The 20491-nt window shown below is 75.3% G+C and carries 16 protein-coding genes and 3 pseudogenes; 12 read left to right on the forward strand and 7 right to left on the reverse strand.

All coding sequences use genetic code 11. From position 1 onward, the window contains the following. The first annotated feature begins 248 nt into the window (after positions 1-248). The gene (gene clpB / locus ACRYM0_RS15485) at positions 249-2897 is read left to right on the forward strand and encodes an ATP-dependent chaperone ClpB (RefSeq protein WP_432506582.1); all 2649 of its coding nucleotides are present in this window, start codon (positions 249-251) and stop codon (positions 2895-2897) included. A gap of 179 nt (positions 2898-3076) precedes the next feature. Continuing rightward, a pseudogene (locus ACRYM0_RS15490) lies at positions 3077-3248 on the forward strand (IS3 family transposase); the annotation flags it as partial. Positions 3249-3385: 137 nt separating this feature from the next. Here the strand turns inward: ACRYM0_RS15490 and ACRYM0_RS15495 are convergent. From ACRYM0_RS15495 to ACRYM0_RS15505, 3 genes and pseudogenes are all read right to left on the reverse strand, one after another. Next, positions 3386-4600, reverse strand: a complete 1215-nt coding sequence (locus ACRYM0_RS15495; protein WP_432506584.1) for a SpoIIE family protein phosphatase — start codon at positions 4598-4600, stop codon at positions 3386-3388. Between the two features lie 16 nt (positions 4601-4616). After that, a pseudogene (locus tag ACRYM0_RS15500) lies at positions 4617-5558 on the reverse strand (GAF domain-containing protein); the annotation flags it as partial. A 96-nt stretch (positions 5559-5654) separates the two neighbouring features. Further along, on the reverse strand, positions 5655-7244 hold the full coding sequence (locus ACRYM0_RS15505; protein ID WP_432506585.1) for an alkaline phosphatase D family protein: 1590 nt from the start codon (positions 7242-7244) through the stop codon (positions 5655-5657). A gap of 195 nt (positions 7245-7439) precedes the next feature. Here ACRYM0_RS15505 and ACRYM0_RS15510 point away from each other — a divergent pair, with 195 nt between their 5' ends. The 3 genes from ACRYM0_RS15510 (at position 7440) to ACRYM0_RS15520 (ending at position 11337) form a co-directional block, all read left to right on the forward strand. Continuing rightward, positions 7440-8747, forward strand: coding sequence for an FUSC family protein (locus ACRYM0_RS15510; RefSeq protein ID WP_432506587.1), 1308 nt, complete (start codon positions 7440-7442; stop codon positions 8745-8747). Between the two features lie 128 nt (positions 8748-8875). Further along, the gene (locus ACRYM0_RS15515; RefSeq protein ID WP_432506588.1) at positions 8876-9907 is read left to right on the forward strand and encodes a mechanosensitive ion channel family protein; all 1032 of its coding nucleotides are present in this window, start codon (positions 8876-8878) and stop codon (positions 9905-9907) included. A 128-nt stretch (positions 9908-10035) separates the two neighbouring features. Further along, a complete protein-coding gene (locus ACRYM0_RS15520; protein ID WP_432506590.1) occupies positions 10036-11337 on the forward strand; it encodes an erythromycin esterase family protein in 1302 nt (433 codons plus the stop codon). Between the two features lie 23 nt (positions 11338-11360). On the opposite strand, the gene ACRYM0_RS15525 is transcribed toward ACRYM0_RS15520, so the two are convergent. Together ACRYM0_RS15525 and ACRYM0_RS15530 are read right to left on the reverse strand one after the other, a co-directional pair. Continuing rightward, positions 11361-12326 (reverse strand): P1 family peptidase, encoded by a 966-nt coding sequence (locus ACRYM0_RS15525; protein WP_432506606.1) that lies wholly within the window; start codon positions 12324-12326, stop codon positions 11361-11363. 477 nt (positions 12327-12803) lie between these two features. Next, positions 12804-13244, reverse strand: a pseudogene (locus tag ACRYM0_RS15530) (AraC family ligand binding domain-containing protein); the annotation flags it as partial. Here ACRYM0_RS15530 and ACRYM0_RS15535 point away from each other — a divergent pair. The 4 genes from ACRYM0_RS15535 to ACRYM0_RS15550 all read left to right on the forward strand — a co-directional run bounded on the left by ACRYM0_RS15535 (position 13228) and on the right by ACRYM0_RS15550 (position 16983). Continuing rightward, a complete protein-coding gene (locus tag ACRYM0_RS15535) occupies positions 13228-13671 on the forward strand; it encodes a DUF2000 family protein (protein WP_432506592.1) in 444 nt (147 codons plus the stop codon). The pseudogene ACRYM0_RS15530 and the gene ACRYM0_RS15535 overlap by 17 nt on opposite strands. 98 nt (positions 13672-13769) lie before the next feature. Beyond that, positions 13770-15113: an ABC transporter substrate-binding protein gene (locus tag ACRYM0_RS15540; RefSeq protein WP_432506594.1), complete on the forward strand. Its 1344-nt coding sequence runs from the start codon at positions 13770-13772 to the stop codon at positions 15111-15113. Beyond that, a complete protein-coding gene (locus ACRYM0_RS15545) occupies positions 15110-16069 on the forward strand; it encodes a carbohydrate ABC transporter permease (RefSeq protein ID WP_432506596.1) in 960 nt (319 codons plus the stop codon). Before ACRYM0_RS15540 ends, ACRYM0_RS15545 begins: the two co-directional genes overlap by 4 nt. Positions 16070-16104: 35 nt before the next feature. Then, the gene (locus ACRYM0_RS15550; protein WP_432506608.1) at positions 16105-16983 is read left to right on the forward strand and encodes a carbohydrate ABC transporter permease; all 879 of its coding nucleotides are present in this window, start codon (positions 16105-16107) and stop codon (positions 16981-16983) included. A 44-nt stretch (positions 16984-17027) separates the two neighbouring features. Here the strand turns inward: ACRYM0_RS15550 and ACRYM0_RS15555 are convergent, their stop codons facing one another. Together ACRYM0_RS15555 and ACRYM0_RS15560 are read right to left on the reverse strand one after the other, a co-directional pair. Further along, positions 17028-17606, reverse strand: coding sequence for a hypothetical protein (locus tag ACRYM0_RS15555; protein WP_432506598.1), 579 nt, complete (start codon positions 17604-17606; stop codon positions 17028-17030). A gap of 100 nt (positions 17607-17706) precedes the next feature. After that, positions 17707-18534, reverse strand: a complete 828-nt coding sequence (locus tag ACRYM0_RS15560) for an exodeoxyribonuclease III (RefSeq protein WP_432506600.1) — start codon at positions 18532-18534, stop codon at positions 17707-17709. 71 nt (positions 18535-18605) lie between these two features. Here ACRYM0_RS15560 and pyrE point away from each other — a divergent pair, with 71 nt between their 5' ends. The 3 genes from pyrE to ACRYM0_RS15575 are packed head-to-tail and all read left to right on the forward strand — an operon-like array spanning position 18606 to position 20424. Continuing rightward, positions 18606-19181, forward strand: a complete 576-nt coding sequence (pyrE, locus tag ACRYM0_RS15565; RefSeq protein WP_432506602.1) for an orotate phosphoribosyltransferase — start codon at positions 18606-18608, stop codon at positions 19179-19181. Positions 19182-19183: 2 nt separating this feature from the next. Then, positions 19184-19546: a hypothetical protein gene (locus ACRYM0_RS15570; protein WP_432506604.1), complete on the forward strand. Its 363-nt coding sequence runs from the start codon at positions 19184-19186 to the stop codon at positions 19544-19546. 47 nt (positions 19547-19593) lie between these two features. Then, entirely contained in the window at positions 19594-20424 is an 831-nt protein-coding gene (locus ACRYM0_RS15575) for a putative RNA methyltransferase (RefSeq protein ID WP_432506610.1), read from the forward strand. Positions 20425-20491 lie beyond the last annotated feature (67 nt).

Below are 20491 nucleotides of genomic sequence, written 5' to 3' on the forward strand. Positions count from 1 at the left end.
CCCCCCCCCCCCCCCCCCCCCCCCCCCCCCCCCCCCCCCCCCCCCCCCCCCCCCCCCCCCCCCCCCCCCCCCCCCCCCCCCCCCCCCCCCCCCCCCCCCCCCCCCCCCCCCCCCCGCCGGGGTGGGAGGGGTGGGGAGTTGGCGAGAGAGGATCCCCGGGGGTTGGGGCAAGTTGAGCGGAACAAGCTCAAGTCTGGCAGCGTTGTGCCTGACGTAGTCGTTCCGCACCACCCCGCCAGGAGGGACCCGTGGACCTCAAGCTCACCACCCGCGCCCAGGAGGCGCTGGCCGACGCGGTCGGCCGCGCCACGTCCTCGGGCCACGCGCAGGTCGAGCCCCTGCACGTCCTCGCCGCGCTCGTCGCGCAGGACAACGGCGTCGCCGGCGCCCTGCTCGACGCCGTCGGCGCCGACCGCGCCCTGCTCACCCGCCGCGTGGACGGCGCGCTGGCCTCGCTGCCCAGCGCGTCCGGCGCCTCCGTCGCCCAGCCGTCGCTGTCCCGCCCCGCCCTGGCCCTCATGCAGGCCGCCGGGGACGAGGCGCGCGCCCTGGACGACGCGTACGTCTCCACCGAGCACCTGCTCATCGGCGCCTCCACCGGGCAGTCCGCCGCCGGGGAGGCCCTGCGCGCCGTCGGCGCCACCCGCGACGCGCTGCTCGACGCCCTGCCGGGCGTGCGCGGCGGCGCGAAGGTCACCTCGCCCGACCCCGAGGGCACCTACCAGTCCCTCGAGAAGTACGGCGTCGACCTGACCGCCCAGGCCCGCGACGGCAAGCTCGACCCGGTCATCGGCCGCGACGCCGAGATCCGCCGCGTCGTGCAGGTGCTCTCCCGGCGCACCAAGAACAACCCCGTCCTCATCGGCGAGCCCGGCGTCGGCAAGACCGCCGTCGTCGAGGGCCTCGCGCAGCGCATCGTCGCCGGCGACGTGCCGGAGTCCCTGCGCGGCAAGCGCCTGGTCGCCCTCGACCTGTCCGCGATGGTCGCCGGCGCGAAGTACCGCGGTGAGTTCGAGGAGCGCCTGAAGGCGGTGCTGGCCGAGATCCAGCGCTCCGAGGGGCAGATCATCACCTTCATCGACGAGCTGCACACCGTCGTCGGCGCCGGCGCCGCCGAGGGCTCCATGGACGCGGGCAACATGCTCAAGCCCATGCTCGCCCGCGGCCAGCTGCGCCTGGTCGGCGCCACCACCCTCGACGAGTACCGCGAGCGCATCGAGAAGGACCCCGCCCTGGAGCGCCGCTTCCAGCAGGTGTTCGTCGGCGAGCCCTCGGTGCCCGACACCATCGGCATCCTGCGCGGCCTGCGCGAGCGGTACGAGGCGCACCACAAGGTCGCCATCTCCGACGCCGCCCTCGTGGCCGCCGCCACCCTGTCCGACCGGTACATCTCCGGGCGCCAGCTGCCCGACAAGGCCATCGACCTCGTCGACGAGGCCGCGTCCCGGCTGCGCATGGAGATCGACTCCTCACCCGTCGAGATCGACGAGCTGCGCCGCGCCGTGGACCGCATGCGCATGGAGGAGCTGGCCCTGTCCAAGGAGGAGGACGCCGCCTCCCGCGAGCGGCTGGAGGCGCTGCGCGCGCAGCTGGCCGACAAGCAGGAGCAGCTCACCGCGCTGACCGCCCGGTGGGAGCAGGAGAAGGCCGGCCTGAACCGCGTCGGCGACCTCAAGCACCGGATCGACGAGCTGCGCTCGCAGGCCGAGCGCCTCCAGCGCGAGGGCGACCTGGGCGGCGCCAGCGAGATCCTCTACGGCCGCATCCCCGGCCTGGAGCGCGACCTGGAGCAGGCGCAGGCCGCCGAGGGGCAGGCCGACGGCGCCGGCCCCAAGCCGATGGTCGCCGACGAGGTGGGCCCCGACGACATCGCCGAGGTCATCGCGGGCTGGACCGGCATCCCCGCCGGCCGGATCCTCGAGGGCGAGACCGAGAAGCTGCTGCGCATGGAGGAGTTCCTCGGCGCCCGGCTCATCGGCCAGTCGAAGGCCGTCGAGGCGGTCTCGGACGCGGTGCGCCGCAGCCGGGCCGGGGTCAACGACCCCGACCGCCCCACGGGTTCCTTCCTGTTCCTCGGCCCGACCGGTGTCGGCAAGACGGAACTGGCCAAGGCGCTGGCGGACTTCCTCTTCGACGACGAGCGGGCCATGGTCCGCATCGACATGAGCGAGTACTCCGAGAAGCACGCGGTGGCCCGCCTCGTCGGTGCGCCCCCCGGGTACGTCGGGTACGAGGAGGGCGGTCAGCTCACCGAGGCCGTGCGGCGACGCCCGTACTCGGTGGTGCTGCTGGACGAGGTGGAGAAGGCCCACCCGGAGGTGTTCGACATCCTCCTGCAGGTCCTCGACGACGGCCGGCTGACCGACGGGCAGGGCCGCACGGTGGACTTCCGCAACGTCATCCTCGTGCTGACCTCGAACCTGGGTTCGCAGTACCTGGTGGACCCGGAGCTGTCGCGGGCCACCAAGCACGACGCGGTGATGAGCGCGGTGCGGGCGAACTTCAAGCCGGAGTTCCTCAACCGCCTCGACGACGTCGTGGTGTTCGACCCGCTGTCCACGCAGGAGCTGTCCCGGATCGTGGAGCTGCAGGTCCAGCGCCTCGCCGACCGCCTCGCCGACCGCCGCCTCACCCTCGACGTGAGCGACGCGGCGAAGGACTGGCTGGCGCTGACCGGGTACGACCCGGCCTACGGCGCGCGGCCGCTGCGCCGCCTCGTGCAGCGCGAGATCGGCGACCGCCTCGCCCGCGCGATCCTCTCGGGGGAGGTCCGCGACGGCGACACCGTCGAGGTGGACGTGGAGAACCGCGACTTCACCGTCGACCTCGACTCGCCGGACTCCGCCCGCTCCACCGGGCTCGTCGTCCGGCGCGCGGAGACCGCGCTCACCGTCTGAGCCGGCGGTAGTGGTCGTCCCCGTACCGGCCGACCGGTACGGGGACGACCTGCCGGACGTGCGGTTCACCGCAGAGCGGACGGTGGGTGTGCGTGACCGTGCTCATGGCGGGAGCTGTCACAGCGACTCCGTGAGACCGACAGCTTCTTCGCCCTCGTGCAGAACGACGTCCTGGATCGCGCAAGGCCCTGGACCACCGAACGTGGGCCACCCACGAGGGTCTGCGGATCGCGATCGTGACCTGGATCGAGCGGACCTACCGCCGGCCCCGTCGCCCAGGCCGGGCTGGGGCGGTTGACGCTCATCGAGCACGAGACCTTCACGACCGTTCCGGTCGACCTGGCCGCGTGACTCGATCTGTCACCTGGTCATGCAGCAGACCCGATGAGCTACTTGCTTGGCAAGCTGCTTGCAAGCTTGCCAAGTACACCAGTAGCTCGGTGTCGGAGTTCGCCGTCCAGGGTCGAGTGGAGGTCGGTGGACCCGGATCACCTGCGTCGAAGCAGCACCAGCGTCGTGTCGTCGCCCCCGCCGCCGGGCACGGCCGTCAGCAGCCGGTCCACGACGGCCGCCATGCCCCGCTCCGGGTCCGGCAGGAGCTCCCCGGCGGCCCGGGTGGCGGCCTCCGCCAGCGCGGCGGTCGTCTGTTCCAGGCCTGCGTCGCGGCGTTCCACCAGGCCGTCGCTGTGCAGCAGCAGCACGGCACCGGCGGGCAGCGGGACCCGCACGTCCTCGCCGTCCACGCCGGTGGTGGGCCCGAAACCCAGACCGAGCACCGGGCGCGGTGGCACGCGCAGCGCGGTGGTGCCCTCCGCGCTGACGAGCAGCGGCGGCAGGTGCCCGGCGCTGGCCAGCTCGACGACCGCCTCGGAGCCGTCTCCGGTGCCGCGGTGGTCGACGATCCCGACGACGGCGGTGGCGGTGTGGCCGCCGGGCATGGTGCCCACGAGGGTGTCGAGGCGTTCCAGCGCCGCGGCGGGGGAGTGCCCCTCCAGCAGGTAGGCGCGCACCGCCGTGCGCAGCTGCGCCATGGCCGCTGCGGCGTGCACGCCGTGCCCGGCCACGTCCCCGACCACGACGGCCACCCGGTCGCCGTCCAGGGGCAGCACGTCCCACCAGTCGCCGCCGAGCTGGCCGCCCTCCGCCGGCAGGTAGCGCGCCAGGACCTCCAGGCCAGGCACCTCGGGCGCCTCGTCGAGGACGACGGCCCGCTGCAGGGACTCGGCGATGGCGATCTGCCTGCGCGAGCGCCCCAGCATGAGCCCCGTGATCTGGTGGCGCAGCCGGTCGGCGGTGATGCCGTGCCACGGCAGCCAGGGGGCGCTGCGCCCGCGCACGACCTCCTGCCACTTCTCGAAGCTCTTGCGGGGGCTGATGCGCACCGCCGGCCCCTCGCCCTCGGCGATCTTCGCGTTATGCGGGTCGCCGCCCCAGTCGACGACCCGCGGCTGTTCCGGGCGCAGCCACAGCACCCAGGCGTCGCCGCCGATCCCCACCCGCAGCGCCCCCGCCGCCACGCCGGCCACGTCCGTCAGCCCCGGGCTGAGCGCGGACAGCTGGTCGGTGAACGTGGCGGCGCCGTCGGCCCGCGCGAGCAGCCTGGCGATGCGCTGCAGCGCCTCCCACGGCGGCACCTCGCCGCAGGTGAGCAGCCGGCTGCCCGTCCAGGGCCTGCTCGCGCTCCCGGGAACGCACCCGTTCACCGACGAGCTGGGAGGCGGTCTGGCCGAGGAACTCCGCCGCGGAGCGGGCGTCGTGGCTGGGCCGGTGCGGGCCGGAGCAGTGGTGGCAGGCGACCAGGCCCCACAACCTGCCCTCCACGACCAGCGAGACGGACATGGAGGCGGCCACGCCCATGTTCTTCAGGTACTCCACGTGGATCGGCGAGACGCTGCGCAGCACCGAGTGCGACAGGTCCAGGGGTGCGCCGGTGCCCGGGTCCACCGGGGGTTCCAGGGGTACGGGGACGTAGTCGACGTCGGCGATCAGCCGTGTCCAGTTCACCGTGTAGAGGCGGCGGGCCTGGGCGGGGATGTCGGAGGCGGGGTAGTGCAGGCCCAGGAAGGCGTTGAGGTCGTCGCGGCGGTCCTCGGCGACGACCTCGCCGTTCCACTGCGCGTCGAAGCGGTAGACCATGACGCGGTCGAAACCCGTCAGGGTGCGCACCTCGTGCGCCAGTCGGGCACACAACCCGTCGATCCCGGAACTGCCGGCCAGGCGCGCGATCGCCGCCCGGGTGGCGCGGTAGGACACCGGTGCCGCGTCCGGGGAGAGCGGTTTCACCTCCACGAGGAGCCGGTCGCCGGAGACGTGCAGCGCCACGTCGGCGTCCACGGGGCCGGTGGGCAGCTCCAGCCGCGCGTGCAGGGCCTCGTCGAGGTCCTCCGCCGTGTCGGCCCTCCGCACCCGGGCGGCGACCTCCTCGCCCAGCGGTTCCGGCAGCGCGGCGCCCAGGACGCCACGCGGCGGGCGGCCGAAGAACCCCGCCGCGTTCGCGGACGCCACGACCACGCGGTGCTCGGTGCGGTCCACCGCCAGCAGCACGCCGTGCGGCTGCACGGCGCCGGGGACGTGGACGGGTTCGCGGTCGCAGGTCGTCAGGTCGGCTGCACCGTGCGCGGGTGCGAAGGGTTCCGGCTGAACGGGGCGTGCCGCCTGCACTCTGCTCCCAGCGCGTGAAGTGGGCGGCCCGCGGCCACCGGGCCTCCACGGCAACCCGCGGGCCCGGTGGCCGTCCTGTCGGAGGAGCGCCCCGGCTCAGACCTCCTGCAGCCCCGGGTTGCCGGCCTCCACCACGAACGAGGCGCGGGTGCGCACCGCGGCGCCCGGCTGCGAGACGTGGTCCAGGACGCGGAAGTCGGCGCGCAGGTGGTCGCGCTCCAGGCGGGCGATGCCGTAGCCGCGCCGGTCGTCCGCCAGCTTCAGGTCGGGGTTGTCGGCCAGCTGGTCCGCGCCGTACCCGTCGGTGCCGTCACCGCCGGAGGTGATCGAGGTGCACACCAGCTCCACGCCGATCGGGTCCGCGTTCGCGTCGGAGGGGTTGCGCGTCAGGTCCGCGGCGTAGTGCTTGTGCACGTCGCCGGTCAGGACGACCGGGTTCTCCACGCCCCGCTCGGCGAACCCGTCCAGCAGGCGCTGGCGGTCGGCGGTGTAGCCGTCCCACGAGTCGGGGTTGAACCCGCGGTCCACGCCGGGCACGTAGTCGTGCTCGTGGACCATGACCTGCTGGGCGATGACGTCCCACGTCGCCTGCGACGAGCCCAGGCCGTCCAGCAGCCAGTCGCGCTGCTCGGTCCCCAGGATCGTGCGGTTCGGGTCGTCGCGCTCGGGCCCCGTCGTCGGGAACTGGTCCCCGCCGGGCTGGTCGCTGCGGTACTGGCGGGTGTCCAGCACGTGGAACGACGCCAGCCGTCCCCAGTCGAGGCGGCGGAACAGCCGCATGTCCGGTCCCTGCGGCATCGACGAGCGCCGCAGCGGCATGTTCTCGTAGTACGCCTGGTAGGCGGCCGCGCGGCGGGCGGCGAACTCCTCCTGCGTGGGGTACGGCTCCTGCTCCTCGGCGACCAGGTCGGCGTAGTTGTTCTCGACCTCGTGGTCGTCCCAGGTCACCACCCACGGCGCGACCGCGTGCGCCGCCTGCAGGTCCGGGTCCGCCTTGTACTGGGCGTGGCGCTGCCGGTAGCCGGCCAGCGTCGTCGTCTCCGGGCCGGCGTGGTCACGGACGTTGCCGTCACCGACGACGTACTGGTTCTTCTCGTACTCGTAGATGTAGTCGCCGAGGAACAGGACCACGTCGGGCTGCTCCTCCGCCATGCGCCGGTAGGCGGTGAACCAGCCGTGCTCGTACTGGGCGCACGAGGCGAACGCCATCGTCAGCGGCGTGCCCCAGGTGCGCGGGTCCGGTGCGGTGCGGGTCGTCCCGGCGGGGGAGATGTGGGTCTCACGGCCCTCGACGCGGAACCGGTACCAGTACTGGTGCCCCGGGTGCAGGCCGTCCAGCTCGACGTGGACGCTGTGCCCCAGGTGCGCGGGGGCCACCTCGGTGCCGCGCCGCACGATCCGGCGGAAACCCTCGTCGTGCGCGACCTCCCACCGCACGGGGACGTCGCGGTCCGGCATCCCGCCGCGGCCGTCCTCGGCGTACGGGTCCGGCGCCAGCCGCGTCCACAGCACGAAACCGTCGGGAGCGGGTTCACCGGAGGCGACACCGAGGGTGAAGGGGTCCGCGAGGCCGCGCTCGCGCGGCAGCGCGCCCGCGGTCAGCAGCCCGGCGCCGAGGCCGGCGCCGAGGACGGTGGCGCCACCCAGCAGGGTGCGGCGGGCGAGGGGAGGGGGGACGTCGGTCACGGGGGCTCCTGTGGTCGGACTGTGCGTCGACCAGGAGCCAACCGGCCACGGGCGACCGCCGGGCGTCACCGGCGCCGCCAGCCGGTGAACACGACGGCAACGGTCGTGCGCGGGGCGGTTCCCCAGCCGATTCGACGGCGCGGTGCCCACGCGGCAGCGTGGAGCCGCACGGATCGAGGTGGGAGGGGAGTCGGCATGACGGTGGTCGGGCGGTGGTGGGCGGCTCTTCGTGCGCTGTTCACGACCGGGCGGGCCGGGCGGCCCCGCGCCGCCGTGTGGCCCACGCTGGCCACCACGGCCCGGCTGACGGCGGCGGCCGTCGTCTCCTACCTGCTCACCCTCGTCGCGACGCAGGGCCCCGTCGACCTCACCGGCTCCCTCACCTCGCTGCTGGTCCTGCAGGCGTCGGCGACCTCCAGCGTGAAGATGGCCGTCGTGCGGGTCGGGGCGGTGCTCACCGGCGTCCTCGTCGCCGTGGCCCTGTCCAGCGTCGTAGGGCTCACCTGGTGGAGCCTGGCGGTGGCGGTCGGCGCCTCGCTGCTCCTGGCCGCCGTGCTGCGGCTGGGCGCCCAGGCGCTGGAGACGCCCATCAGCGCCATGCTCGTCCTGGCCGTGGGCGGGCAGGAGATCGCCGCCGAGACGCGCCTCGTCACCACGTTCATCGGCGCCGGGGTCGGCATCGCGTTCAGCGTGCTGCTGCCCCCGCCGGTCCCCACCCGCAGCGCGGTGAACGAGGTGCGCGCGGTGGCCGAGGAGCAGGCCGGGTGCCTGATCACCGCCGGCGCCGCGATGGCGGCCCGCCCCGTCACCAAGGCCGAGGTGGCCTCGTGGCTCGCGCGCGTGCGGGCCGTCGCCGACGTCGCCGCCCGTGCCGCCGCCGCCGTCGGCGAAGCGCGCGACCTGCGCCGGTTCAACCCCCGGGCCTTCGGCACGGCGGACGTGGAGCCGGTGCTGCAGTCCGGGCTGGAAGCCCTCGACAGCTCGCTGCTGGCCGTGCGGGGCCTGTTCATCGCCGTGCGGGAGGAGGCGCCCGAGCACGCCACCGAGGACGACGGCTACGGGGAGGAGGTGCGGGCCGCGCTCGCGGTCGTGCTCACCGAGGTCGCCGCCTGCCTGGACGCGTTCGGGGCGCTGCTGGAGGCCGAGGCGGCCGGCGCCGAGGCGGAGGTCGAGCAGCGCCTGGAGCAGAGCCTGGAGCGGGCGGGGGAGGCGCGCGCCACCCTCACCGAGCTGCTGCTGGTGGACGCGCGCGAGCAGACCTCGCTGTGGCTGCTGCGCGGGACGATCCTGCTGGCCGTCGAGCAGGTGCTCACGCCGCTGGACCTGGAGGCCCGGGCCCGGGAACGGGCCGAGCGGGCCGAACGGGCCCGGCGGCGCAGCCCGGTGCTGGCCGTCGCCACCACCCCGGCGGTGCGCCGGTTCCTGCCGGAGCCCTTCGCGCGCCGGCTGCGCCGGGTGCGGGCGCTGCGCAGGCTCGCGGGCCTCGACCGGCGCCCGTGGTGAGCGGCCGCTCCGGCGTGCTCGCCGTCGTGCCGGTGGGTACGTTCGCCGGAGCGTGAGGGCGGACCCGGTCACCGGCCCTCCTCGCGAGGCCGCGAGTCGTCGATCCCGAGAGGCGGTGGGACCGGACCGTGTTCCTCGACGGTGGGGTCCTCGAGACACCCGTGCTGGACGAGGCGTCCTCCGAGGCCGTGGAGATCCTCGGGGTGACCCTGGTCGGCGTCAGCGCCACCACCGGGGTGAAGCTGCTGTTCACCGCCGTGCTCGTGCTCGCCGTGCTGGGGCTGCGGGCCGTGGCGCGCGCCGTGGTGCGCCGGGTGCTGGGCGGGCGGGTCGCCGACCCGCGCCGGTTCTGGGCCCGGCAGGGCCTGCAGGTCCTCAGCGCCGTCGTGCTGGTGCTGGGCGTCTTCTCCATCTGGGTGACCCCCGAGACGGACGTGTCCACCGGGGTCGGGCTGCTCAGCGCCGGCCTCGCCTTCGCCCTGCAGCAGGTGCTGCTGTCGCTGGCCGCCTACTTCGTCATCCTGCGCGGGGACACCTTCGGCGTCGGCGACCGCGTCAGCCTGGGGGGCGTGCGCGGGGACGTCGTGCGCCTGGGGTTCCTCAAGACCACCATCATGGAGATGGGGCAGCCCCCCTCCGCCGGATCCGGGCCCGGCGGCGCCGACCCCGCCGGGTGGGTGCACTCGCGCCAGTACACCGGCCGGCTGGTCACCGTCACCAACGGCGTCGTCTTCGACGAGCCCGTCTACAACTACACGCGCGACTTCCCCTACCTGTGGGAGGAGATCGCGCTGCCGATCCCCTACGACGCCGACCGCTCCCGCGCCGAGGCCGTCCTGCTCGCCGCGGCCCGCGACCACGCCGTCGTCGGCGACCCGGCCGCCGAGGCCGCCCTGGCGAGGATGCGCACCCGCTACGCCATGTCCGACGCCTCGCTGGAGCCGGCCGTGTACTGGCGCATCACCGACAACTGGCTGGAGCTGTCGCTGCGGTTCCTGGTGCCGCACCGCGGGGTGCGCGCCGTCAAGGACGCCATGACCCGGCAGGTCCTCGCCGGCCTGGACGAGGCCGGCATCGGCGTCGCCTCCGCCACCTACGAGGTCGTCGGCCTGCCGCCCGTGCGCCTGGCCGACCCGCCCGCGGGCCGCGAGGAGCGCTGACGCGGCGCCCGCGCCGGCAGGACGGTCCGCGCGCCGGCTGCCACACTGGCACCGGTCGAACCGCGGCCACGACCGACCAGTGGCGGGGCGGCGGCACCGCACCCGGCCCGCCGGAGCGGGGACCGTCGATGACGAACGGGACGAACGGGCTCACGAGAGCGCTGACCACCGCAGCGGACCTCGACCCGCTGCTGGAGCGGGTGGGCGAGGCGCGGTACGTGCTCATCGGCGAGGCCAGCCACGGCACCTCGGAGTACTACACCTGGCGTGCCGAACTCACCCGCAGGCTGCTGACCGAGAAGGGCTTCTCGTTCGTCGCGGCCGAGGCCGACTGGCCGGACGCCTACCGGGTCAACTGCTCCGTCGTGGGCGACACGGACCAGGACCCCCGCGACGCCCTGGCCGGGTTCACCCGGTGGCCCACGTGGATGTGGGCCAACGAGGAGGTCGCGGACTTCACGCGCTGGCTGCGCGGGTGGAACGCCACCCGGCCGCGCGACGAGCGGGTGGGGTTCTACGGCCTGGACGTCTACAGCCTGTGGGACTCCCTGCGCGCGGTCCTGGGCCACCTCGAGGAGCACGAACCCGACCGGGCGGACGCGGCCAGGGAGGCGTTCCGCTGCTTCGAGCCGTACAAGGAGGACCCGCACGACTACGCGTGGGCGACCCTCGTGCCGACCTCCTGCGAGCAGGAGGTCGTCCGGCTCCTGCGGCAGCTGAGCGAGCGGTCCGACCCCGGGCCGCCGGGCGCCCGGGAGGCCGGTTTCAACGCGGCGCAGAACGCCGCGGTCGTCGTCGGGGCGGAGCGCTACTACCGCAGCGTGGTCCGGGGCGACAGCGAGTCGTGGAACGTCCGCGACACCCACATGGCCGACACCCTGGACCGGCTCGTCGAGCACACCGGCGCCCGGCTGGGGCGACCGGCGAAGGCGGTGGTGTGGGAGCACAACACCCACGTCGGCGACGCGCGCGCCACGGACATGGCGGGCCAGGGGATGGTCAACGTGGGGCAGCTGGTGCGCGAGCGGCACGCGGAGGACGGGGTGGTGATCGTCGGCTTCGGCGGCCACGCCGGCAGCGTGGTGGCCGGCCGCTCCTGGGGGGCGCCGATGGAACGCCTGCCCGTGCCACCGGCGCGCACCGGCAGCGTGGAGGCCCTGCTGCGCCTCGCCGTGGACGAACCCGCGCTGATCGTCGTGCCGCCGGAGGAGCAGCAGCCCGGCTGGATGAGCGAGGAGCGCCCGCACCGCGCGATCGGGGTGGTCTACCACCCGGAGGCGGAGCACTGGGGCAACTACGTGCCCACCGTCCTCGGCCGGCGCTACGACGCGTTCCTGTTCTTCCCCGACACCACCGCCCTGCACCCGCTGTCCCCGCCCTGGGAGGCGGGGCGGACCCGGGGAGCGGACACCTGGCCCGTCGGGGTGTAGCCGGCGCCGGTGACCGGCCGGTCTCAGCCCGGCCAGCGCGGCACCGGCTCCCCGCCCACCTCCACCGGTACCGCCGAGGCGACGCCGTCCAGCACCGCCAGCCGCACCGCCTCCGCGGCCGCCGCCTGCAGGCGCACCAGTTCCGCCACGCGCTCCGGGCGCGCCGACGGCAGCGCCACCGCCCCGGTGGCCAGGGCGAAGACGGTGTCGCCGTCGGAGAGGGTGTGCACCGGGTCCAGCGCCCGGGCCAGCCCGTCGTGCGCGGTGGTCGCCGTGCGCGAGACCTCCGCCGGGTCCAGCGCGGCATCCGTGGCCACGCACGCGAGCGTCGTGTTCAGCGCCGGTCCCGAGCCCAGCGGTTCCCCGGGCACCGCCCCGCCGCGGCCCCGGCCCGGCGCCACCGGCAGCCCGAACGCGTTCACCACGGCGATCGCCCCGACCACGGCGCCGCCCACCCGCACCGAGGCCGTCCCCACCCCGCCCTTGAAGCGGCGCCCCACCACCGCCCCCGTGCCCGCGCCGACCGTCCCGCGCTCGACGCGCGCACCGGCGGGGGAGCCCGCCGCAGCCGCCGCCTCGTACCCCATCGCCTCCGTCGGGTGGTTGCCGAACACCCCGCCGCGACCCAGGTCGAACACCGCTGCCGCCGGCACGATCGGCACCACCTCGCCCTCGCCCGGCCCGACGCGGAAACCCCGGCCCCGCTCGGCGCACCAGCGCTGCACGCCGTGCGCGGTGACCAGCCCGTACGCGCTGCCGCCGGTGAGCACCACCGCGTCCGCCGTCGGGACCAGCGTGCGCGGGTCCAGCGCGTCCGTCTCGTGGGTGCCCGGGCCACCGCCGCGCACGTCCACCCCCGCCACCGTCCCCGGCGGGGGCAGCACCACCGTGACGCCGGTGAGCCAGCCGCCGCCGCGACGGGTCACCTGCCCCACCCGCACCCCCGGCACGTCGGTGATCGACCCGGGACCGCTGCGCTCGCCGCTCACGCCCCCATCGTGGACCCCGGGCGCGACGCCCGGGCCGTGAAGCGCCCCGGGGGCACCCCCAGCAGGCGGCGGAAGTGCCGCGTCAGGTGCGCCTGGTCGTGGAAACCCGCCAGCACCGCCGCCTGCGCCGGGCGGTGACCGGTCAGCAGCAGCCGCCGGGCGAGGTCCACCCGCCGGGCCGTCAGGTACCCGCCGGGCCGTCAGGTACGCGTGCGGCGGCATCCCCACCTCGCGCCGGAACGTGCGCACCAGGTGCTCCGGGGCGGCGTGCAGCTCCCGCCCGGCCCGCTGCAGCGTCACCCCCTCCACCACGTGCGCGTCCAGCAGCTCCCGCAACCGCGCCGCCAGGGGGACGTCGCGGCGCGCCGGGCGCACCTCGCGGCCCTCCAGGCGCCGGCGCAGCCCGGCCACCAGCAGCGCCGCCCGCGACGCCGCCTCGAACTCCTCCCCGGGCAGCGCCAGCGCCGCGTGCAGCGCCACCACCGCGCCGCGCAGGGCCGCGCCCACCAGGGCGGGCTCGTCGACGGCCGCGCCCACCAGGCGCGCCGGCAGCGCCTGCGGTTCCAGGTACAGCACCCGCTTGCGGAACCCCGCGCCCGTCGCGGCCCGGCCGTCGTGCGGCACGCCCGGCGGCAGCACCGTGACCGCCGATCCGAGCGCACCGCGGTGCCGGCGGTCCAGGTCGTAGCGCACCGCGCCCTCGTCCACGAGCAGCACCGCCCAGGTGTCGTGCACGTGCACCGGGTAGGCGTGGCGGGTGAAGCGGGCGTGCAGCACCTCCGCGACGCCGGGCACCTCCGGCCGCCAGCTGCGCACCACCTCGGCCGCAGACCCCGCAGTCCCCTCGGGCACGTCAGGAACGTACAAGACCGCGCCCCCCGCACCGCGCCACGCTGACCCCGTGAGCGAGGACACCACCCCCGACGACGCCCCCGTCCGCTTCGAGACCAAGATCGCCGTCCTGCTGCGCGACGACCTGGCCGCGTGGCAGCGCCTGAACGTGACCGCGTTCCTGGCCAGCGGCGTCACCGCCGCCCACCCCGAGCTCGTGGGGCAGCCCTACGCCGACGCCGACGGCACCGGCTACCTGGCCCTGCTGGGGCAGCCGGTGCTCGTCCTGGAGGGCACCGCGGACCTGCTGCGCACCGCGCACCGCAGGGCGCTGGAGCGCGACCTGCCGCTGGCGGTGTTCACCGCCGGCATGTTCGCCACCGGTCACGACGCGGCGAACCGGGCCGTGGTCGCCGCCGTGCCCGGCGCGCAGCTCGACCTCGTCGGCCTCGCGCTGCACGGCCCGCGCGGCCGCGTGGACAAGGTCGTCAAGGGGGCGCGGATGCACCCCTGACGCGGCGCCGGCGGCCGCAGCCGCGCCGAGGTCGTTGCCCCCCGCGCGCAGTCGTGGTTGTCTGCCAGTCCTGGATCTCTCGACGACGAGGAGCCAACGTGCAGACGACACGACGCGGTGCGCTGGGGGCCGCGCTGGGCGCGGGGGCGGTGGTGCTGAGCGGTTGCGCCGCCGGTGCCGCCGGCGCCTCCGTGAACCAGCAGCCCCTCAAACCCCGGGCCGACGGCCCGATCACCCTGACCTACTGGGCGTGGCTGAAGGAACTGCAGTCGGTGTGCGACCTGTGGAACGCCGACCACCCCGACGTGCAGGTCAAGGCCGTGTGGAGCGGTGCCGGCACGAACGGCGGCTACACCCGCATGTTCGGGGCGCTCGCTGCCGGCGGCGGGGCGGACATCGCCCAGGTGGAGTTCCAGGTGCTGCCCAGCTTCCTGCTGCAGAACGGCCTGGTGGACCTCTCCCGGTACGGCTTCCGGGAACACCTCGACGACTACCGGGAAGGGGACATCGCCCGCGTCTCCGTCGGCGACAGCGTCTTCGGCGTCCCGCAGGACACCGGCCCCATGGGCTGGTTCTACCGGCGCGACGTCCTCGACGCGCTCGGTGCCACCCCGCCGGCCACCTGGCCGGAGTGGGCAGACCTCGCACGCACCGTCAAGGAGGCGAACCCGGCCCACCGGCTGGAGGGGTTCAGCATCAACGACCCCAACGTCTTCACCAGCCTGTGCATGCAGGCCGGGGCCACCTGGTTCACGCCCGACGGCGACGAGTGGGTCGTCGACCTGACCGGCGGGCCCACCCGGACGGTCGCGGAGTTCATGGACACCGCCTTCGCCGAGGACCTCTACAACACCGCGCTGGCGCCCTTCTCGTCCGGCTGGACCGCCGCGGCCGCCGCCGGATCCATCGCCGCGCTCACCACCGGCTCGTGGGGCGACGCCCTCGTGCAGGGCGTCGGCGGCACCTCGGGGCTGTGGGGCGTGGCGCCCCTGCCGGTGTGGCCGGACACCGGCTACGGCTCGGCCACCCTCGGCGGCTCCACCGCCGCCGTGCTCGCCACCTCCCAGCACCCCGCCGAGGCGATGGACTTCATCCACTGGATGACGACCGACCCGCGCGCCATCGACGCCCAGATCGAGAACTGCGGCATTGGCTGGTCACCGTCCCCGGACTACATCGGGGCCTCCCGGCAGCAGCCGTCGGAGTTCTTCGGCGGCCAGGACTACAACGAGGAGGTGTTCGTGCCCGCCGCCGACGCCCAGAACCCCGACTGGGTCTGGTCACCGATCTTCATCGAGCTCAACGACGCGCTCTCCGCCGTCTTCCGCGAGCGCGGCACCGGCGGGCGGCCCATCGTCGACGCCCTGCCCGCCGTGCAGGAGCAGACCCTGACCATCATGCGTGACAAGGGCCTGCGGGTCCGGGCCGGGAGCGCCTCGTGAGCGCCCCCGCGGCGCCCGCCGCCCGCGGCGTGGACCGGCGCCCGGCGGTCTCGCGGCAGCGCCCCGCCCGCGCGTCCAGCGCCCAGCGCCGCGCCCCCTGGGTGCTGCTGGCACCCTTCCTCGTCCTGTTCGCCCTGACGTTCGTGCTGCCCATCGTCTACGCCGTGGGGCAGAGCTTCACCCGCGTGCAGCGCCAGGGCCTCTTCGGCGAGGAGGGCATCACCTCCGGCTTCGCCGGGCTGGACAACTACGAGCGGGCGCTGGGCGACCCGGCGTTCGTCGCCTCCATCGGGCGGGTGCTGCTCTTCGGCGTCGTCCAGGTGCCCGTGATGATCGTCGCGGTGACGATCCTGGCGCTGCTGCTGGAGTCGGCCTCGGCCAAGTGGCCCGCCTTCTTCCGCGCCGCCTACTTCGCCCCCTACGGCATCCCCGGCGTCATCGCCAGCATCCTGTGGTCGTTCCTCTACCTGCCCGGCTTCTCGCCGATCGTCGCGGGCCTGCAGGCGCTGGGCTTCGCCCCCGACTTCCTCGGCCCGGCGACAGTCCTGTGGTCCATCGCCAACATCGTCACCTGGTCCTACGCCGGGTACAACATGCTCATCGTCATCGCCCAGCTCAAGTCGATCCCCGGCGACGTGTACGAGGCGGCGAAGGTCGACGGCGCCGGGCCCCTCCGGCTGGCCTGGTCCGTGCAGCTGCCGCTGATCCGGCCCGCGCTCGTGCTGACGACCGTCTTCTCCATCATCGGCACGCTGCAGCTGTTCGCCGAGCCGCAGGTGATGCGCGGTGTCTCCCCGGCCATCGACGTGAAGTACACGCCGAACTTCGCCGCCTACTCCTCCGCCTTCTCCTACAACGACTACGGCGTGGCCGCGGCGCAGGCCGTGATCATCGCCCTGGCCGCGTTCGCCCTGTCGTTCGCCTTCCTGCGCCTCGTCTCCCGGAGGGACTCGTGACCGCCGTACGCCCCGAGGAGGACCGCCTCACCGTCATCGGCGCCGCGCCACGCCCCCCGCGCCGCGGGGCCACCCGGCCCCCGGCGGCGCGCACCATCATCGTCACCGCGGTGCTGGCGCTCGTCGCCGTCTACTTCCTCGTCCCCGTGTACTGGGTCGTCGTCGCGGCCTCGAAGTCCACCGAGGACCTCTTCACGACGAACGGGTTCTGGTTCGCCGGGTTCCAGCTGCTCGAGAACATCGGGCAGGTCTTCGCCTTCGACGACGGCCTCTTCGTGCGCTGGTTCCTCAACAGCCTGCTGTACGCCGGGGGCGGCGCGCTGGTGGCCACCTACCTCGCCGCCGCCGGCGGGTACGCGCTGGCGGTGTACGACTTCAAGGGTCGCAACCTCGTCTTCGGCCTGATCCTCGGCGGGGTCCTGGTGCCCGGCACCGCCACCGCGCTGCCGCTGTTCCTGCTGTTCAGCAACCTGGGGCTGACCGACAACTACCTGGGCGTCCTGCTGCCCAGCTTCGTGTCGCCGTTCGGCTTCTTCCTCTGCCGCATCTTCGCCGGCGCGGTGGTGCCCGCCTCGCTGGTGGAGTCCGCCCGCCTCGACGGGGCCGGCGAGCTGCGGATCTTCCACACCTTCGGCCTGCGGATGATGGTGCCGGCCCTGGTGACGGTCTTCCTGTTCCAGTTCGTCGGCATCTGGAACAACTACCTGCTCCCGCTCATCATGCTCGCCGACGAGCAGCTGTACCCCATCACGGTGGGACTGGTGAACTGGCGCGCGCAGACCGACCGGCTGCCGGAGTTCTACGAGCTCACCACCGCGGGCGTGCTCGTCTCCGTCGTGCCGCTCATCGCCCTCATGGTCGTCCTGCAGCGCTTCTGGCGCGGCGGCCTGACCGAGGGGGCCGTGAAGGGCTGAGCGCGGGGCGCGGCGGCCGGTCCCCCCGGGCCGGCCGCCGCGCCTCAGTCGAGGGCCGGGGCCTGCACCGGGACGCCCGCCGCCTCGCGCACGTCCACCACGTCGCGCAGGTCCACCGGGCGCGAGGGCCCGCGACCGCGCCGCATCGCCGCCAGCAGCACCTCCGTGGCCTCCTCGTCCCCGGCGCAGCGGAACAACCCCGACGTCCACACGCGCGCCGCGTCGTCGTACCGGTGGTGCCGGGCCAGCTCCTCGCCGAGGAGCTCGTACACCTCGGCGTCGGCCGGCGTGTCCCGCAGGACCTCGTCCACCAGGGCCAGCGCCTCGCGCAGGTGCCCGCACAGCAGCAGCGCCGACACCACGTAGCAGCGGGTGTCCGGGGCGACGTGGTCCCCGGTCGCCAGCGCCCGGCGGGCCAGCCGCAGCGCCCGGCGGGAGTCCCCGGCGTAGGCGCTGTGCTCGCTGGCGGCCACCAGCAGCCGCGCCCTGCTCACGGAGTCCCCGGGCACGCTCCTGCGCGCCCACGACTCCAGCAGCGCCGCCACGGCCCGCTGCCCGCGGGCGTCGGTGGCCGCGCTCAGCTCGACGGCCTCCAGGTCGGAGTCGTTCACAGGTGCTCGCACCCTCGCGAACCTAGCCGCGCGCGCTCGGCCCGTCGCCCCCGCGACGGGCCGGGGCCGCGGTCTTCAACCGTTCGGCGCAGTACCGCGTCTCAGCCGCGCGTCACAGGCCCGCGGCGGCGTCGGGGGCGGGGGCGGGACCGTCCAGCTCCACGACCACGGGCGCGTGGTCCGAGGCCCCCTTGCCCTTGCGCTCGGCGCGGTCGATCGTCGCGCCGCTGACGCGCGCCGCCAGCGCGGGCGAGCCCAGCACGAAGTCGATGCGCATGCCCTGCCGCTTGGGGAAGCGCAGCTGCGTGTAGTCCCAGTACGTGTAGGTGCCCGGGCCGGGGGCGTGCGGGCGCACCACGTCGCTGAAGCCCAGCTCCACCAGCGAGCGGAACGCGGTGCGCTCCGGCTCCGAGGTGTGCGTCGCGCCCTCGAAGACGGCCGGGTCCCACACGTCCTCGTCCAGGGGGGCGATGTTGAAGTCGCCCACGAGCGCGACCTGCGCGGCCGGGTCCTGGGCCAGCCAGCCGCGGCCGGCCTCGCGCAGCGCCTCCAGCCACAGCAGCTTGTAGGCGTAGTGCGGGTCGTCCAGGCCCCGCCCGTTGGGCACGTACAGGCTCCACACCCGCACCCCGCCGCAGGTCGCGCCGATCGCGCGCGCCTCCACCACCGGCGGGACCCCGAACCCCGGCACGTCGGGGGAGAAGGACGTGGCCACGTCCTCCAGCCCCACCCGGGACAGCAGCGCCACGCCGTTCCACTGCGACAGGCCGTGGTGGGCGACCTCGTAACCGGCCCCGGTGAAGGCCTCGACGGGGAACTGGTCGTCCTTGCACTTGGTCTCCTGCAGCGCGAGGACGTCGACGTCGCTGCGCTCGAGCCACGCCAGGACGCGGTCCAGGCGGGCGCGGACGGAGTTCACGTTCCAGGTGGCCAGGCGCACGGCCCGGACGTTACCGCCGCCGCAGCGCCGCCGCCCGGGGCGCACCCGACCACCGCCTAAGCTCGTCCCCCGTGAGCACCCCCACCGCCGAGCGCGAGCGCCTGGCCGCCCTCATCGCCGACAGGGCCGTCGTGCACGGCCGCGTGACGCTGTCCAGCGGCGAGCAGGCCGACCACTACGTCGACCTGCGCCGGATCACCCTCGACGGCGAGGCGTCGGCGCTCGTCGGCCCGGTGCTGCTCGACCTCGTCGCCGACTGGGACTTCCAGGCCGTCGGCGGGCTGACGATGGGCGCCGACCCGGTGGCGCTGGCCGTGGTGCACGCCGCCAACGCGCGCGGCTGGGCCGAGCGGCACGGAGCCGCCCTGGACGCGTTCGTGGTGCGCAAGGCGGAGAAGGCGCACGGGCTGCAGCGGCGCGTCGAGGGGCCCGACGTGGCCGGGCGGCGCGTGCTGGCGGTGGAGGACACCTCCACCACCGGCGGTTCGGTGCTCACCGCCGTCGCCGCGCTGCGCGAGGCCGGCGCGGAGGTCGTCGGCGTCGCCGTCATCGTCGACCGCGCCACCGGCGCCAGGGAGCGCGTCGAGGCCGAGGGGCTGCCGTACCGGGCAGCCTTCGGCCTGGCGGACATCGGTCTGGGCGGCTGAGGGTGGGCACCGCCGGCACCGTCGTCCTCGTCGTCGTCCTGCTGCTCGTGGCCGTGGCGGTCGGCTACGCCGCGGCCACCCGCGCCTCCCTGGTGCGCCTGCGGGACCTGGCCGTGGAGGCCGGGGCGCTGGCCGAGCAGCGCCGCACCCGGCTGGCCGAGCTGTCCCTGCACGCCGACGGGCAGCCCGACGACCGGACCCGCCGCGCCATCGCCGACGCCGAGCACCGCCTGGCCGGGGACCTCGCCTTCCACGCCGCCACCGTGCGCGCCTACGACGAGCGGCTGGCGCGCGTGCCGGCCTCCTGGGTGGGTGCCCTCACCGGCCTGCACCCGCTGGGCGGGTCCGCCGAGCGCGAGCGCTGAGGGCCCTGGACACCCGCCCGTCCTCCCCGGCGGCGCTGCCCGCCGCGCTGCTGGCGGCGCTGCCCGCGCTGCGCTGCCCCGTGTGCGGGCAGCCGCTCGCCGCGGACGCGCGGCGGCTGGTGTGCCCCGCCGGGCACAGCGCCGACCTCGCCCGCCAGGGGTACGTCAACCTCACCGGCGGCGGGCGCGCGCACCCGGGCGACACCGCGGACATGGTCGCCGCCCGCGAGCGCTTCCTCGCCGCCGGGCACTACGCGCCGGTGGCCGGCGCGCTGGCGCAGCTGGCCGCCGAGCTGGTGCCCGGCGCCGGCCGGGTCGTCGACGTCGGCGGCGGCACCGGGTACCACCTCGCGCACGTCCTGGACGCCCTGCCCGGCGCGGGCGGGGTGTGCCTGGACACCTCCGCACCCGCCCTGCGCCGCGCCGCGCGCGCCCACCCGCGGGCGGCGGCCGTCGGCGCCGACGTGTGGCGCCCGCTGCCCCTGGCCGACGGCTGCGCGGACCTGGTGACGACCGTGTTCGCCCCGCGCGGGACGGCGGAGGTCACCCGGGTGCTGCGCCCCGGCGGGACGTGGGTGGTGCTCACGCCGCTGCCGGCGCACCTGGGCGAGGTGCGCGCGGTGCTGGGGATGCTCGGGGTGGACGAGCGCAAGGACGAGCGCCTGGCGGCCGAGCTGGCCGGCTTCGCGCCGGCCGCCGTGCGGGAGATGAGCGTGCTGCGGCCGCTGGGGCGCGAGGCGCTGCGCGACCTGGTGCTCATGGGCCCCAGCGCCCACCACGTCGACGCCGACGGCCTCGACGAGCGCCTGGCCGCCCTGCCGGAGGTCGTGGACGTCACCGTCGCGGTGCGTCTGACCGCCGTCACCCGCCCCGCCTGACTCGCACGTCCGCCCCTTCCTCCCGCGGTGATCTTGCGAGGTTGAGCGCTCAACCGTGCAAGAACAC

This window comes from Kineococcus arenarius subsp. arenarius, from assembly GCF_050871845.1.
In the GTDB taxonomy this organism is placed as follows: domain Bacteria; phylum Actinomycetota; class Actinomycetes; order Actinomycetales; family Kineococcaceae; genus Kineococcus.